Annotated in this window: 18 protein-coding genes; 10 read left to right on the top strand and 8 right to left on the bottom strand. The window is 35.0% G+C overall.

Translation table 11 applies throughout. The annotated features are described in order from the left end of the window. Positions 1 to 43 precede the first annotated feature (43 nt). Together YN1551_RS06615 and YN1551_RS06610 are read left to right on the top strand one after the other, a co-directional pair. On the top strand, positions 44 to 1,120 hold the full coding sequence (locus YN1551_RS06615) for an L-threonylcarbamoyladenylate synthase (protein ID WP_012711469.1): 1,077 nt from the start codon (positions 44 to 46) through the stop codon (positions 1,118 to 1,120). Continuing rightward, positions 1,098 to 1,784, top strand: coding sequence for a biotin--[acetyl-CoA-carboxylase] ligase (locus tag YN1551_RS06610; protein ID WP_012711470.1), 687 nt, complete (start codon positions 1,098 to 1,100; stop codon positions 1,782 to 1,784). Before YN1551_RS06615 ends, YN1551_RS06610 begins: the two co-directional genes overlap by 23 nt. Here the strand turns inward: YN1551_RS06610 and YN1551_RS06605 are convergent. Both YN1551_RS06605 and tldD read right to left on the bottom strand, forming a co-directional pair. Next, positions 1,779 to 3,026: a TldD/PmbA family protein gene (locus YN1551_RS06605; RefSeq protein WP_012717416.1), complete on the bottom strand. Its 1,248-nt coding sequence runs from the start codon at positions 3,024 to 3,026 to the stop codon at positions 1,779 to 1,781. The genes YN1551_RS06610 and YN1551_RS06605 overlap by 6 nt on opposite strands. Next, positions 3,016 to 4,353 (bottom strand): zinc metalloprotease TldD, encoded by a 1,338-nt coding sequence (gene tldD, locus YN1551_RS06600; protein WP_012713772.1) that lies wholly within the window; start codon positions 4,351 to 4,353, stop codon positions 3,016 to 3,018. Before tldD ends, YN1551_RS06605 begins: the two co-directional genes overlap by 11 nt. A gap of 33 nt (positions 4,354 to 4,386) precedes the next feature. On the opposite strand from tldD, the gene YN1551_RS06595 reads away from it, so the two are divergent. Genes YN1551_RS06595 through cyoE form a run of 4 tightly spaced genes read left to right on the top strand, consistent with a single transcriptional unit; the run spans position 4,387 to position 7,283 of the window. After that, positions 4,387 to 4,788: a CopG family ribbon-helix-helix protein gene (locus tag YN1551_RS06595; protein ID WP_012711473.1), complete on the top strand. Its 402-nt coding sequence runs from the start codon at positions 4,387 to 4,389 to the stop codon at positions 4,786 to 4,788. Continuing rightward, entirely contained in the window at positions 4,775 to 5,449 is a 675-nt protein-coding gene (locus YN1551_RS06590; protein ID WP_012716198.1) for a B3/B4 domain-containing protein, read from the top strand. Before YN1551_RS06595 ends, YN1551_RS06590 begins: the two co-directional genes overlap by 14 nt. Next, positions 5,446 to 6,390 (top strand): homoserine dehydrogenase, encoded by a 945-nt coding sequence (locus YN1551_RS06585; protein ID WP_012713774.1) that lies wholly within the window; start codon positions 5,446 to 5,448, stop codon positions 6,388 to 6,390. The genes YN1551_RS06590 and YN1551_RS06585 overlap by 4 nt, the downstream gene beginning before the upstream one ends. 35 nt (positions 6,391 to 6,425) lie before the next feature. Further along, on the top strand, positions 6,426 to 7,283 hold the full coding sequence (gene cyoE, locus YN1551_RS06580) for a heme o synthase (protein WP_012711476.1): 858 nt from the start codon (positions 6,426 to 6,428) through the stop codon (positions 7,281 to 7,283). On the opposite strand, the gene YN1551_RS06575 is transcribed toward cyoE, so the two are convergent. Next, complete coding sequence (locus YN1551_RS06575; RefSeq protein ID WP_012711477.1) at positions 7,275 to 7,826, bottom strand: hypothetical protein; 552 nt, start codon at positions 7,824 to 7,826, stop codon at positions 7,275 to 7,277. The two genes, cyoE and YN1551_RS06575, sit on opposite strands and share 9 nt — an antisense overlap. 72 nt (positions 7,827 to 7,898) lie before the next feature. Between YN1551_RS06575 and YN1551_RS06570 the strand changes: the two genes are divergently transcribed. Then, a complete protein-coding gene (locus YN1551_RS06570) occupies positions 7,899 to 8,657 on the top strand; it encodes an enoyl-CoA hydratase/isomerase family protein (protein ID WP_012717415.1) in 759 nt (252 codons plus the stop codon). Here YN1551_RS06570 and amrS read toward each other — a convergent pair. Further along, positions 8,650 to 9,705 carry an AmmeMemoRadiSam system radical SAM enzyme gene (amrS, locus tag YN1551_RS06565; RefSeq protein ID WP_012716200.1) on the bottom strand — a complete coding sequence of 352 codons (1,056 nt, stop codon included), beginning with the start codon at positions 9,703 to 9,705 and terminating at the stop codon, positions 8,650 to 8,652. The genes YN1551_RS06570 and amrS overlap by 8 nt on opposite strands. Before the next feature lie 61 nt (positions 9,706 to 9,766). Here amrS and YN1551_RS15820 point away from each other — a divergent pair, with 61 nt between their 5' ends. Continuing rightward, positions 9,767 to 10,219 carry a DUF309 domain-containing protein gene (locus YN1551_RS15820; RefSeq protein WP_012716201.1) on the top strand — a complete coding sequence of 151 codons (453 nt, stop codon included), beginning with the start codon at positions 9,767 to 9,769 and terminating at the stop codon, positions 10,217 to 10,219. Here YN1551_RS15820 and YN1551_RS06560 read toward each other — a convergent pair. Next, positions 10,148 to 10,636, bottom strand: coding sequence for an adenosine-specific kinase (locus YN1551_RS06560; RefSeq protein WP_012711481.1), 489 nt, complete (start codon positions 10,634 to 10,636; stop codon positions 10,148 to 10,150). The genes YN1551_RS15820 and YN1551_RS06560 overlap by 72 nt on opposite strands. Positions 10,637 to 10,723: 87 nt before the next feature. Next, positions 10,724 to 11,125, bottom strand: a complete 402-nt coding sequence (locus YN1551_RS06555; protein ID WP_012711482.1) for a hypothetical protein — start codon at positions 11,123 to 11,125, stop codon at positions 10,724 to 10,726. 49 nt (positions 11,126 to 11,174) lie between these two features. Here YN1551_RS06555 and YN1551_RS06550 point away from each other — a divergent pair, with 49 nt between their 5' ends. Together YN1551_RS06550 and YN1551_RS06545 are read left to right on the top strand one after the other, a co-directional pair. Beyond that, positions 11,175 to 11,726, top strand: a complete 552-nt coding sequence (locus YN1551_RS06550) for a VIT1/CCC1 transporter family protein (RefSeq protein WP_012711483.1) — start codon at positions 11,175 to 11,177, stop codon at positions 11,724 to 11,726. 102 nt (positions 11,727 to 11,828) lie between these two features. Then, positions 11,829 to 12,365: a cupin domain-containing protein gene (locus tag YN1551_RS06545; protein ID WP_012713778.1), complete on the top strand. Its 537-nt coding sequence runs from the start codon at positions 11,829 to 11,831 to the stop codon at positions 12,363 to 12,365. Positions 12,366 to 12,391: 26 nt separating this feature from the next. On the opposite strand, the gene YN1551_RS06540 is transcribed toward YN1551_RS06545, so the two are convergent. Together YN1551_RS06540 and YN1551_RS06535 are read right to left on the bottom strand one after the other, a co-directional pair. Beyond that, a complete protein-coding gene (locus tag YN1551_RS06540; RefSeq protein WP_012717414.1) occupies positions 12,392 to 13,120 on the bottom strand; it encodes an IS1 family transposase in 729 nt (242 codons plus the stop codon). Between the two features lie 86 nt (positions 13,121 to 13,206). Beyond that, positions 13,207 to 14,175, bottom strand: a complete 969-nt coding sequence (locus tag YN1551_RS06535; RefSeq protein WP_012713780.1) for a 3-hydroxyacyl-CoA dehydrogenase family protein — start codon at positions 14,173 to 14,175, stop codon at positions 13,207 to 13,209. Positions 14,176 to 14,197: the final 22 nt, after the last annotated feature.

Raw genomic sequence — 14,197 nt, 5'->3', positions numbered from 1 at the left:
ATCGACAAGTATATTTTCTTGTTAATCTTTAAAGTTAAAAATAATGACTGAAGTACTTAAGGTGGATCCATTATATCCGGAATTGGATAAAATAAAAAAGGCTGCCAGTGTAATAAAAGCAGGTGGTACTGTAGTCTTTCCTACAGAAACTGTTTATGGATTAGGCGCAAATGCATTAGATGCAGAAGCTGTTAAAAAGATATTTATCGCAAAAAATAGGCCTATGGATAATCCTCTCATAGTCCATATATCAAATATAGATCAGCTTTATGAGGTAGCTAAAGATATACCAGAAAAAATAATTAATATAGTGAAGATAGTGTGGCCGGGACCATTAACATTTGTCTTAAAGAAAACTGATAAAGTTCCTAAAGAGACTACTGGTGGATTAGATACAATAGCAGTAAGAATGCCAGCTCATCCAGTTGCTTTAGCTTTGATAAATGAAAGTGACGTACCAATAGCAGCACCAAGTGCTAATTTAGCGACAAAACCTAGCCCTACTAAGGCAGAGCATGTGATTGATGATTTATTTGGAAAAGTAGATGTAGTATTAGATTCCGGAGAAACGTTTTTTGGCGTCGAATCAACTGTTATAAACGTTACTGTCGACCCTCCAGTACTTTTAAGGCCTGGCCCATTTAGTGTCGAAGAGCTGGAAAGGATATTTGGAAAGATCATTATTCCAGAGCAAGCTAAAGGTACAGGTGAATTTAGTGTTGCCTTAGCTCCAGGGATGAAATATAAGCATTATGCACCTACAAAAAAGTTCCTAGTAGTTGAGAACAGAGGTATATTACGCGATGTTATCAAAGAATTACGAGAAAAGGGTTATAGGGTAGTTTTTTTATGTGCACATGAGGTCTGTAAGCAATTTCAAGAAGAAAAGATTGAAATAATAGAGCTTGGAAGTGAAAATAACCTCTATGAGATCTCTAGAAACTTGTTTGACAGCTTTAGAAAGTTGGATAAGTCCAATGCAGATATTGGAATTATTCATAGTGTTAGTGAGAGAGGAATAGGACTGGCGATAATGAATAGGACAAGAAAGGCATCTGGCTTCTCTTCAATTTATAGTATAGAGGATGTGTGGAAATATGTTGGTAATAAGACTCAATAAGGTTACATCTACACAAGATTTCGCAGAGGCTATTAGTAATATGTTATATGAAGATTTTTTGATAATTGCAGAAGAGCAAACTAAAGCAAGAGGAAGATTAGGGAGAAGTTGGTATTCTCCTAAAGGTGGGCTATGGTTTACTTATGTTAAAAAGAACTTTAGAACGGAAGTGATTCAGTTATCTGGTTTGAAAGTTGCCGTTGCAGTTCTAGATGTTTTAAGAAAGTTTGTTGACGCAAAGATAAGATGGCCAAATGATATAGTGGTTCGTGATAAGAAAATTGCAGGCATCTTAATTGAGGCCAAGACTTATGAAGACAACATTAACTTGTCTGATCTCTTCATAGGTGTTGGTATAGATGTAGCAGTAAAGGAATTTCCAAGCGATGTAAATGCTACTTCTTTGCATTTAGAACTAAGAAAGGAAGTAGAACTAAGTATAGATGAGGTGATAACAAAAATAGATGAGTATCTAAACGTTGATAATAAAAAAGCGGTAGATATTGTGAATCAGTTTCTTTCGCTCAAGGATAGAGACGTAATACTCAAAGGTGAAAATTGGGAAAAGAAGTGTAAAGCGTTATTTGTAGATTATATGGGGAGACTTATAACAGAATGTGGAATATATGAAGTTGAAGATGTGCACAGAGTAGAAACTTTATGATATTGAAAGGTCACTTACTCTTAATTTTCCACTAATTATTTTCCCATAATTTTCTACATCCTTTGAAGAACTTACTAGATTTTTCAGAAGTTGTTTAATATTACCAGTAATCATGACTTCTTTCAATCCTGTCTTATTACCCTTTTCGTTTAACCAGCTCACATTTGCTATAAGGCTAAAATCACCACAACTATAGTCAATTGTATTTACTCCTTCAAGTTGATCAACAACTACACTATTATCCTCTATATCTGATTCAACGTTATTATGCCTTATAACTATATTACTAGAACCAATTGAGGGAGGGATTGTATAAGATGGTACTATTGAGTCTAATTGTCTTGATGCTGAACTAGTATTTTCAATTGTTAATTTTACTGACCAGTAGGAATTTGTTAATGGTGATCTAACTTCCCCTTTATCGGTAATATTGACCACTTTTGAAGGATTTCCTTCATCATCAAAGGATCTACTAAAAGGCAGGGATGAATCTAAAGGGTCATCAATAATTTCTAAGCCTTCATTTATTATCTCTCCTAACTTAAATGGAGTAGTCCCCTTGTGGAAACTTCTTGCTGAAAATAGTTTTGGTAATGCCGTAGAAAGCAATTCGTTTAATGCTTTTTGAGTGAATACAACATCACGTTTTCCCTCAAGCCTCTCCCTGTTTTCCATTATTTTTATTTTTTCTAAGAGATTTTCCTTCAATTTATTGACAGGTATTTTAGGATCCTTAGAGACAAGAATTTCATAAACTTCTGGCGTGTTTTTACTAGCTACTGCTTGAACTAAATATACTCCTCGCTTCTCCCTAACCTCAACTCCCTCTGTATTGAATATAGAAACCTCATAATTTATTGCAGAAGCTGAAATAGTAGTTAAGTTTACGTTTTCCTCCAGTTCTCTTAGGCTTATCATTACATCTTTTATAACATCAGGATTTACCTCGTAGTCACTCATTTTGTTTATAGGTTGTTTCTGTGGCAATACATTCGCCTTATCTGGCTCTCCAAGTTTAGATATTTTTAACGCTTGCTCTAATGTGTTTTCATCAAGCTTTTTCATATAAATATAACCCATTCTCGACTTATCGTCAATTACTCTTATTCCGTAACCAATTTCCTCAACGTTTTCCGGAATGTAGAATTTCTCTTTAGATATCGTATACTCCTTTAGCTTCAGAGAGAAAATTTCTAGGGAAATTCCCATCAATTTCGCCCGTGAAATTAGCTTATCGTACATATCCCCCTACCTTCAAGCTCTTTATTCTTACGTGAGGACCCCCTTCACTAACATTGACTTCTTGTCCATTCTTTTCACAATATCCAGCTGACATTCCGAAATCCTTTGAAATCATATCTATCATACTTAACGTAGTTAACGTATTTCCAGAAAACCCTATATTTCTTACCGGTTCTTTAATTTCCCCATTCTCTATTCTATAACCTTCTTGTATTGCAAATTGAAATGTTCCATCGCTACTAGTCTCTCCACCAATTGCTGATCCCAAATAATAACCTTCCTTAATTCCTTCAAATAACTCACTTAACGTATTGTTACCGGGCTTCATGTAAACGTTCCTCATCCTAGGTAGTGGAAAATCGTTATAGCTTTGGGTTCTTCCATTTCCCGTTGGGGGTTCCCCTAAATAGGCTGAATAATATCTATTAGTCATGAATTCCTTTAAAACACCTTTCTCTATAATTTTAACTTCTCTTCCCTCAACTCCCTCATCATCATAATACACTATTGTAGAGTTTGGATTATCAATACTAGGCACATCTGAAATGTTTAGGAAATCCTCACCTATTTTCTTTCCTCTTAATTCATATAGTATTCCACTTATTGCGACATCTGCCTCACTTAAATGTCCTATAGCCTCATGTAAAAATACTCCAACCACTTCTGGGGCTAAAACAACTGGATATTCTCCCGCTTTAGGAGTTTTTCCCCTTAGTTGATTTTCAATTCTACGTGAAAGCTTCTCAAGCACTTCGTTTATATCAAATACGTCAACTACATATCCCATGTGAGTTGTTAAGTTCTCAGCAGTATCGACTATTGTGTCACCCTCTCTAGCAATAACATATATGTTTAGGCTAGAAATGTTTTCATCTAATATTATTTCCCTATCCTCAGAACTATAATACTCCTTGTGGATGGTCTCGTCATAATAGTTTAAATTATATGACCTTATGCTAGGGTGAAGGTTAGCTATTTGTTTTGCGATCTTATTTAAGTCTTCACTCATTTCCTCTTTTGATTTATTTACCTCCTTTCCAATCTTAATAGTATCATGTTTTGAAGGTAAATACACTATGTTAACTCTTTCATCGCCAAAAGCTGAATTTACTGCTTCTTCTATTGTACTGTTATCAATTCTATCACTTACCTTAAACCCCCAATTTCTATTGTATAATATTCTAATTGAATAACCCTCGTCATTACCAGAAGTTACATATTTTCTATCATCTGTAATTGTAAATTCATTACTTGCTGTTTTTTCATATCTAATATCAACAAATGAAGCTCCTAGCTCCTCTCCCCTTTTAATGTACTTAAACATCATTACTTTAATACTTTATTTAGATATATAACATCGATGAGTGCTGAAAAGATAAGTATTTCCTTACCAAAGGAACTTTATAGGGAACTAGAGGACTTCATTACCCGAAAAGGTATACCAGATAGATCTAAAATATTTCAGATAGCTTTGAGAAATTACCTAGATGAGAATAGGGAAGGCACTGAGATAATTTATGGTATTATAAATCTGGTATACGATCATGAGGAAGCCTCTGAAGCCTTAACCGAAATTCAACATGAGTACAAGGATAATATAATTTCCACATTACATTTGCACGTTAATGAAAGGTTATGTATAGAAGCCATAGCTGTAAAGGGAGAGAAAAGTAAGCTTGTTGAGTTAAACAATAGGTTAGGTCAAATTAGGGGAATTCTTAAAGCCAGGCTACTAATATCTTTTCCTTATGAAAAGACTTAGTATTTCGGATGATGTCATAAAGTTAGGGGTTTTTGTTGCAATGGCAGAAGTGAGTAATGTAGACGCTAGATTCTCTCAACAAGCCTTGGATGATATGATTAAAAACGTTGAAGAAAAGTATCGTTCTCAAGACCCAGAGTATTTAAAAAATGATTCCGTAGTTAGGGCTTACAGGGATTTTTATTGGAGGATAGGAATAGATCCAACTAAAACTAGGCCAAGTGGCGAGGCTCTTAGAAGGAGATTAGCCAGGGGGAATAGATTTCCTAGAATTAATATAGTTGTTGATATAGGTAATATAGTGAGTGTTGAAACTTTAGTTCCCATAGGTTTATATGATAGGGAAAAAGTAATGGGTGATTTACATTTAGTAATGTCTAAAGGTAGTGAGGAGTTTTTAGGTTTAGGTAAAAAAACGGAAAAGTTAGATAAGGGAATACCAATACTAGTTGATGATGAAGGTAAGGTTCTTCACATATATCCCCATAGGGACTCGATCTTGACTAGTATAACTCCAGATGTTAAAAACGTTATTATAGTTGGTGCTGGAGTTCCCAATATCGATGAAAATCTAGTCAAATATGCAGTAGATCGCGTAGCAGATTTATTAGAAAAGATATGTAAAGGAAAGAGAGAGTATGATACTGTGGTGATTAAATGAAGTTACTTTTAATCGGATATGGAAATGTTGGAAAGGCATTTAGAAGACTGCTACATGAAAAGAGAGATAGTTATCCAATATTGCAAAATGTTGAGATAGCAGGGATGCTAACTAGGCAGGGATTAATGGTTGGGGATAAGGAGAATTTCTCTCCAGATAAGCAAATAACTGTATTAGAAGCAATTGATTTCATAAACCCAGATGTTATTGTTGATATGTCTGCACCTAATTATAAAGATGGTGAGCCGTCCGTTAGCGCTTACATAAAGGCATTGTCAAGAAAAATTCACGTGATAACAGTAAATAAAGCACCATTAGCACTAAAGTTTAGGGAAATATTTGAAGTTGCTGAGAGAACTGGTGCTAAAATTGGATTCCAAGGAACTGTGATGAGTGGTACTCCTTCCATAAATCTCTTTAGGATTCAACCAGTAGCTGAGGTCTCTAGGATTAGGGGTATCCTTAATGGTACCACAAACTATATTTTGACTAGGATTTATGAAGGGTTAAGTTTTAATGAAGCCTTGAAAGAGGCTAAAGAAAAAGGTTATGCAGAGGAAGACCCAACTTTAGATCTTAATGGGTTTGATGCTGCAGCTAAACTGACAATTTTATCAAATTTTATTATGAACAGAAGCATAAGACTAGGTGACTTCAAGTTCAAGGGAATAACTGAGATTAGTAATGAAGAGATTAGAAGAGCTAAAAGTGAAGGTAAGAAAATAAAATTAATAGCCTATGCGGATAACTATATAATACAAGTATCTCCTCAAATTATAGGTCCACAAGATCCATTATATTATATAGACGGAGTTGAAAATGCTCTAGAAATTCAAAATGAAATACAGAGGATAATTATTAGAGGTCCAGGGGCAGGTCCAACAAATGCTGCATATGGTGCTCTTACAGATTTGGTGTTATTATTGGAAGGATGTTTATGACAATTTTTTTATTCTTATAATACAATTGTAACTTGATGAGTTTACAGCAGAAAATAAAGGCTTATTTAAAGTTGGGTAAACTTGGGGTAGTAAGCTTACTTGATTTAGCAGCAGTTGCTGGGGCTTTTTTAGCTTACAAACATGGCATTTCACTTTTACCAATAATTCCTATGTTCATTGGAGGTACTTTAGCGTCGATGGGAGCTATGATAATTAATAGTGGGATTGAAATAGATAGAGATAAAGTAATGTCTAGAACGTCAAAGAGACCTACAGTAGTTGGCTATGTCAATAGGAAGGAAGCTATAATAGTTGGTTCACTTCTAGCAATTTTAGGTACGGCATTAGGTTTTATAGACAATATTTTGACTGCTTTCTTTATAGCATTAGGTGTAGTAATATATATATTCGTATATACAATCTTATTGAAACCTAGGACTTGGCTAAATATAGTAATAGGTGGATTTGCTGGCAGCGCTGCAGCTTGGGCTGGTTACACGTCCTTAACAAATTCTTTAACTTTAGAAGGATTTCTTTTAGGTTTTCTAATATTTATGTGGACTCCTGGCCATTTCTGGTCGTTGGCATTGAAGTATAGAGAAGATTATGTTAACGCACATTATCCCATGCTGCCTGCTGTGGTTGGAATAACAACTTCTGCAAGGGCAATAGCAATTTCTAATGCCTTAATGATTCCCATTGTACTTTTGCTAGGATACTATATTAATCTAATAGCGCTTATAGCATTTTCCATTTTAAGTTTATTTCTAATGTTTCTTTCTTATAGGTTAATACTTAATCCAACTAAAGAAGAAGCAATTAAATCGTTTATATTTTCAAACATTTACCTAATGCTAATACTTTTAATTATGATAATAGTCAAACTAATATGAAATATCTATTACCATGTCAGCTATTTTCTTAGACGAGATTACAATTCTAATATCAATATCCCCACATTTTCTCCTTATTACTAACTTGTCCTCATTTTGATAAGACACTTTTAACCCCGAGCAGTTTGTCACTGCGGATAATTTATAATGGTAATAGGGGTTTCTAATTTTACTCAGCGCTTTATTAAATACATAACTAAACAATTCATGTGGATCATGAGAAGTCATGTTAATTGGTATTTTAAATTTTATCTCAATGTAATCCTCACTGTAATTGACTGAAATGTTATTCCTAGTTAAGAGAAATGAAATTGGCAACGGCAAAATTGCTGGAATTGCTATAAGATAATCCGCGTATTTTGGAATTATGTTTATAAATAAGTAATAGGTGGTAGCTAAAGTGACTGGTAAGCCTATCATCACATATTTAATTACTTCCTTTAAGTCTCCATATCTTCTACTCATAATAAATGATGTAATGCTAGTTCCTATAATCGGTGGTATTGCTGATATTATTGATATTATTGTATCTCTTCTAGTCACATGTACTATTACTACTTATAGCTTAAAAAGATAAATATTGCAATGCATCATATTCTTTGAGGGTTTCTATTAATGGAGACAATAATCGTAAGAGAAGAACCCCCAGTAGAGTGGATAATATTAAATAGACCAGATAAGCTAAATTCAATTAATGTAAAGATGGTAGAGGAAATTGGAAGTGCACTAAGGCAAAATATAAATAATGATAAAATTAAGGTTATCATATTTACGGGTTCTGGAAAGGCTTTTTCAGCTGGGGCTGATATCTCTCAGTTTAAAGAATTGGACCCAGTTAAAGCGTGGGAATTTGCTACAAAGGGAAGAGAATTAATGGACTATATAGAGAGGTATCCTAAGCCTACTATAGCCATGATAAATGGATATGCACTAGGCGGAGGTTTAGAACTGGCATTGAGTTGTGATCTTAGAATTGCTTCCCAAAATGCGGAACTAGGATTGCCGGAAATCAATTTAGGAATCTATCCAGGGTTCGGTGGTACTCAGAGATTAGTTAGGCTAATTGGAAAAGGGAGGGCATTAGAAATTATCATGTTAGGTGATAGAATAAAAGCGGATTATGCGGAGAGAATTGGTCTTGTAAATAGAGTCGTAGAATCTTCATCACTTGAAAAAGAAGTAAGGGAGTTAGCTTTAAAACTTGCAGAAAAACCACAAACGGCTATAAGATTAATTAAGACTGTAGTAAATTACGGTAATGATGGCCCAATACTTAGTGGTTTAACGTTAGAAAGCTTAGGGTGGGGTATTGCGTTCGCTACAGAGGAAGAGAAGAAAAGAGTTAATGAGTTCCTTTCAAAAAGGTCTAAATAAATACTGTCTCAAATCTTTCCTTAAATGCGTGTCTAGATAACTTTCCTTTTATAGGTAACTTATATCCACAGAATTTACACCTCATATCCTCAGTTAGATGCCATTCTAGAATATCGAAACTATATCTTCTTATTACTAAATTACCGCAGTTTGGGCAATATGTATTTTCATATGGATGTCCAGGGATATTTCCTATGTAAACGAATTTGAAACCTAGTTCCTTTGCTAATTTATAATGTCTCTCTAAGATCTCAACTGGAGTCCACGGTAAGTAATTTAACTTATAGTCAGGGTGGAATCTTAAGAAATGGATTGGTATGTCTGCGCCTAATTGATCGTACAATTTAGTTAAAAGTTGTTTTGCGGCTTCTATATCATCCCCTATTTGAGGTATTATCAAGTCTGTAATTTCCACGTGAATCCGCTTTTTAGATAACTCACTAGCAGTTTCAATAATGGGTTCTGCAGATGTAGCGCCAGTATATCTTCTTAAAAATTTCTGTTCTCCATTTCCCTTAAAGTCAATTGTAACAGCATCTAAAAAGTTCCTTACATAATCCACAAGATCAAGTGTCCAATATCCATTTGATACCATAGTATTAAATAGACCGTGTTTCTTGGCTACTATACCCACGTCATGAGCAAATTCTGCGAATATTGCCGGTTCATTATAAGTATACGTCATTCCATCTACATCGTATCCCATGGCTAGTTCAACGATCTCTTCTGGTGATAGCTCTACTCCCTCAGCCTTACGCCTCTGGCTTATATCGTAATTCTGGCAATACATACACATCCAGTTACATCCATATGTGGAAAACGAGAAAACCTTTGACCCTGGGTTAAAGTGAACTAAAGGTTTCTTCTCTATAGGGTCTATATGAGCAGCGGCTATTTTACCATAAACATCAAGGTGTAATTTTCCATTTCTAACTGATCTCACGCCACAGAATCCCGTTTGCCCTTCCCCTATTAAGCACTTTCTAGCGCAAGCCAAACAACGAATTCTACTATCCTCTTTTTTATATAATACTGCTTCTTTAGTCATACGTTATACTATTTCTCTTCAGAGGTAAAAAATATTTTGTATTAGATAGAGTATAATGTAAATGATGAGTAGGGTTTTATTGTTCTACAAGAGGGGGATATTTAACGATGACCTAAAGAAATTTTTGAGGATTAATAATATTAATGTGGTAGACGTTAGGATAGGGAAATATATCGAGGTAGATATAATAGATGATCCTAAAAAAGTCATATCCTTAATTGGCGAACCATTATTTATGGTTACCGAGATCAATGGCACGTTTAAACAGTTATTTTACGACATGAGATTTTGGGAATGTCATGAGATTTTAGAGGAAAAATGGAGAAAAGCAGAAAATAAATACGAGAAAAATTTTTTGCAATCAATAATTTTGCTTTGCGCCTCCTTAATTAAGTATCTAAAAGGTGAAGTTGACGTCTCTGACATGTTGATGGAAAAAGCTTTATCTCTTATATCCGATCTTCCTCAAGAACTCCTTCCTCTCTTGTATATCAGCCTCGGACTCAACACCTAAGGGGGTGTATCCATCTACTACACCAATTATGCCTCTTCCTTGATCGGTTTCAGCTACTATAACTTGTAATGGATTAGCTGTAGCTGCGAATATTCTAACAACTTCCTCTACGTTTTTTATTCTATTTAGCACGTTAATGGGATACCCATTCTTTAGATAGATTACAAAAACGTGGCCTGCACCTATTTTCTTTACATTCTCAATTGCAAGCTTAATTAGCTCTTGGTCATTTCCATCATATCTTACAAGTCTTTTACTGCTTGCTTCATTGAACGCTATACCAAACTTTAAATTAGGACTACTTGACGATAGGGTTTCATATAAGTCTTCGACTGTTTTAATAAAGTGAGATTGGCCTATAATTACGTTAGTCCCTTCTGGTATATCTATTCTTACAACATCTATTTTTACGCTCATCAATAATATAAAAGAAGGGAATTAAAATAAATTTTTTATCAGTGAAGGACCACTACATCATTCTTCTCAGTTGTACTCCCGTAATCCTCATCCACTATTTAAATAGGCATACTTTATTATAACCTCTTCGTTTTGATTTAAGGTAACTATATAGGTTAAATGCAACTGCGTTACTAAGATCTTATACTGCCCTGCTGGTAAACTAAAAGATGCTATCCCTTGAGAGTTGGTGAAGTTATAAGTATAGAATGAATACGTAGTTCCATTATATTTATAAATCCAAATCACTGCATTGGGCAGAGGAGACTCTCCGCCAAATAGTCCATAATTCATTATCACGTTAACTTTCAATGTGTATGTTCCATCTGTCTGCTGACCGCCTATTACTATTGTATTAATTTCTGTTCTATATTTATGTCCCTCGTAAACTCCTATAGCCATTACTATTATTACCAATACTGCTAACGCTAAGAGAATCTGTCTATTCATCAAAAGCACTGCATTAATCTAATATAAAAGTTCAATCCTAATTTGGAATGTGGCAAGTAAGTTATATGAAGCATTAAAATACGTGGTAAAATATGAATTAAAATCTTCAATTAGGCGCTACATAGTATTAGGTGCATTCGACGGTATTCTACTAAGCTTATCGATTTTGTTGGCTGGTGTGATCTCACACATTAACCTAACCAGTATTTCCTTATCGATATATAGTGGGATAATAGCTACTGCAATTTCATCAACATGGAATGCCCTAGTTGTAGAATTAGGGGAGAAAAAAACTGAATTGGAGAAAATAGAGAAGCAAGTTCTGAAGAGCCTAAAAGGTACTATATATGATTATAGCGCGAAGATAGCCGCAGTCTTAGCTGCTATTGCTCATGGCATTTCTCCATTTGTTGGATTGTTGGTATTTTACTCTTATGTTTATTCTCATGATTCCATGCTATCTTTAAGTGTAGGAATGTTAAGTCTAGCAGTTTTGGGTTTGCTTTATGGTGAGGGAATTAAAGCAAAGATATACACAATGGTTCAGCTAATAGTGGCGGGAATTATTACTGCATTAATTACACTATTAGTTATAAAATAGAAACACATTTCTATCTATTATTGCCCTTTAAATCTTATAATTATTTTATAATGTCTATTTTATAATAGTCATCTTTTTAAGCAGTTTAAACATAATCATCATATGGAAGTTTTAAAAAGAGTTGACAAGCAAGATGTATTTAGAAAAGAAATAGAAGAATTAGCGAAGCAAATTGAACAAGATGATTTAAAAGTCGTAACGTTTATGGAGTATACAACTCCTCCAGAAAAGGTTAAACCAAAGCTAATAAAATTTGAGAAAGTGCTGCCTCTATTAGAGAGGATCGCAGAGTCAGGGAAGATACAAGAGGGTGTAGCCAAAATAATGTTCTTCTCTCCCTCTACTGGTAGAAACAAGGGACTGACACCTACAATGATGGCGGGGTTTCAATTAATTAAACCTGGAGTTTCAACTAAACCCCACTCTCATAATATGGCATCGATATATTTGGTATTTAAGGGTCAAGGATACTCAGTTATTGGAAATGATAAGATACAGTGGAACGCCGGTGACGTTTTCGTAGTACCTGCAAATGAAATTCACTACCATGTTAACACTGGAGATGAAGATTGTGTTCTATTTGACGTAACAGACTCTGGGTTGCTTGAGAGTTTAGGAATTTTAGAATTTAGGGAGTAAAGTGGAGTGTGGTTACAGTGTCGTCATTAAGCTACAAATGCTGAAATTAACCTCTTTTCCCATAAGACTAGGGCTATGGGGTACATCATGGTACTAATGCTCCCATTTACTGTCTTTGTAGCCCTCTTGAACCTAACCAGCCTTTCCCTCAATGAAGAGTACAGTGACTCATTCGGGTTAACCGGTGAGATAACCGTGTAACCTTTCAACCAGAAGTACAAGTTATAATCATCACTCACCCACCTACCCTCCTCCAACAAATACTTTTTGACTCCACGGAAAGTACTCTCATTCCTATCCCCCACAGAGTAAATGAGATAAACTCCCAACCTCGTGTACACATAACAAGTAAAAATCCATTTATAGAATGTTCTAGTGTTCTTGTACAAGTAAGCCCACATCTCATCCACAACCTTAGTAACAACACTACCCTTAACCAAATCCTTAGTCTTCCCCCACAACTTAACAAGCTTCTCGTACTTCTGCCCACCATAACGCTTAATCCAAGTGAACACAGTACCTAGAGGTACGTTAAGCACCCTGGATATGGCCCTCATACTCATACCATTAGCATACATTTTTAAAGCCTCCTCCCTCAACTTCTTGGAATGGTAAGTAGCGTCACCCAAGAAGTACTTACCGCAATCCCTACACAAATACCTCTGCCTACCCAAAGGCCTACCGCACTTAACAACATGATGAGAACCACAAGAGGGGCAAGAAACGTCTTGCCTAACTACAGCCTTCCTACCCATAAGTAATACTCGTTATACAAATATAAATAGCTTAATGACGACACTATCTCCAGACTCATAAAGTGAAGAAAAAGTATTAATTGTGATTACCTTTTTTCCCCAAATACTGCTTTATAGACTCTTACTAAGGTCTCATCTCTCCATCTCGATAAATCTTGAAAATTCTTTCCTTTTATAAATTCATATTCTTTCATTTGATCCACAATTTTCTTAACTGCAGTATAAGGGAACTTGTCCCACTTTGCTAGAGTATACATCCACTCATTTGCACCATATCCGAATCCTTTACTAAAGAAGTATTCAATCCCTCCTTCTCCTCCGCCTAAATGATAAGTTAAGAATGGTCCCATAAATGCCCATCTTAGACCTATGGCAGCCGTCATTACTTTATCTATATCTTCGACTGTAGCAACTCCTTCATCAATTAAATTTACTGCTTCTCTAAATAAGGCAAAGGCCAATCTATTTCCTATAAATCCTGGAACTTCCTTCTTTAGTACAACTACTACCCTATCTAATTTTTCCATGAAGTCTTTGGTAACATCTAATGTATACTTTGATGTTTTATCGCCCGGTACTATCTCAACTAAGGGTAACAGATGTGGAGGATTCCATGGATGAGCGATCACTCCTCTATCTGGATATCTCGTCATGGCTTTTTGTATTTCCGTCATTAATAAACCAGACGTACTACTTGCAATTATTATGTCTCGAGGTAATTGACTGTCAAGATAATTGAATAGATTCTTCTTAGCACTATAATCCTCAATTATAGCTTCTATTACAAATTCAACATTTTGAATCGCCTCATCAATTTTCGTAGTTCCAGTTAGATTTCTTTGATAGTCTATTGGTTCTCCATCTATCATTCTTAGATTTTTCAAGTTAACTAAATAGGCTGATACTTTGGCTAAACCCTTTTCTAAGGTCTCCTTCTTTTCTGTATACAAATTTACTTTATAACCTTTCGTTAGTAAAAGGGTTGTCCAACCTACGCCTATTATACCTGCTCCTACTACGGCCACCTTATTAATGGATTTCATATGTATAAACATGTTTAAGAAGTATAAGTAAGTT

Origin of the sequence: Sulfolobus islandicus Y.N.15.51, assembly GCF_000022485.1 — an archaeon.
Taxonomy (GTDB): Archaea; Thermoproteota; Thermoprotei_A; order Sulfolobales; family Sulfolobaceae; genus Saccharolobus; species Saccharolobus islandicus.
This window is presented reverse-complemented; position numbering and strand designations above follow the sequence as displayed.

Bases quoted from the DNA above. Each gene is read 5' to 3' on its own strand.
- YN1551_RS06615 (WP_012711469.1), top strand. From the start codon at position 44: ATGACTGAAGTACTTAAGGTGGATCCATTATATCCGGAATTGGATAAA.
- YN1551_RS06610 (WP_012711470.1), top strand. From the start codon at position 1,098: ATGTTGGTAATAAGACTCAATAAGGTTACATCTACACAAGATTTCGCA.
- YN1551_RS06605 (WP_012717416.1), bottom strand. From the start codon at position 3,026: ATGTACGATAAGCTAATTTCACGGGCGAAATTGATGGGAATTTCCCTA.
- tldD (WP_012713772.1), bottom strand. From the start codon at position 4,353: ATGATGTTTAAGTACATTAAAAGGGGAGAGGAGCTAGGAGCTTCATTT.
- YN1551_RS06595 (WP_012711473.1), top strand. From the start codon at position 4,387: ATGAGTGCTGAAAAGATAAGTATTTCCTTACCAAAGGAACTTTATAGG.
- YN1551_RS06590 (WP_012716198.1), top strand. From the start codon at position 4,775: ATGAAAAGACTTAGTATTTCGGATGATGTCATAAAGTTAGGGGTTTTT.
- YN1551_RS06585 (WP_012713774.1), top strand. From the start codon at position 5,446: ATGAAGTTACTTTTAATCGGATATGGAAATGTTGGAAAGGCATTTAGA.
- cyoE (WP_012711476.1), top strand. From the start codon at position 6,426: ATGAGTTTACAGCAGAAAATAAAGGCTTATTTAAAGTTGGGTAAACTT.
- YN1551_RS06570 (WP_012717415.1), top strand. From the start codon at position 7,899: ATGGAGACAATAATCGTAAGAGAAGAACCCCCAGTAGAGTGGATAATA.
- amrS (WP_012716200.1), bottom strand. From the start codon at position 9,705: ATGACTAAAGAAGCAGTATTATATAAAAAAGAGGATAGTAGAATTCGT.
- YN1551_RS15820 (WP_012716201.1), top strand. From the start codon at position 9,767: ATGATGAGTAGGGTTTTATTGTTCTACAAGAGGGGGATATTTAACGAT.
- YN1551_RS06560 (WP_012711481.1), bottom strand. From the start codon at position 10,636: ATGAGCGTAAAAATAGATGTTGTAAGAATAGATATACCAGAAGGGACT.
- YN1551_RS06555 (WP_012711482.1), bottom strand. From the start codon at position 11,125: ATGAATAGACAGATTCTCTTAGCGTTAGCAGTATTGGTAATAATAGTA.
- YN1551_RS06545 (WP_012713778.1), top strand. From the start codon at position 11,829: ATGGAAGTTTTAAAAAGAGTTGACAAGCAAGATGTATTTAGAAAAGAA.
- YN1551_RS06540 (WP_012717414.1), bottom strand. From the start codon at position 13,120: ATGGGTAGGAAGGCTGTAGTTAGGCAAGACGTTTCTTGCCCCTCTTGT.
- YN1551_RS06535 (WP_012713780.1), bottom strand. From the start codon at position 14,175: ATGTTTATACATATGAAATCCATTAATAAGGTGGCCGTAGTAGGAGCA.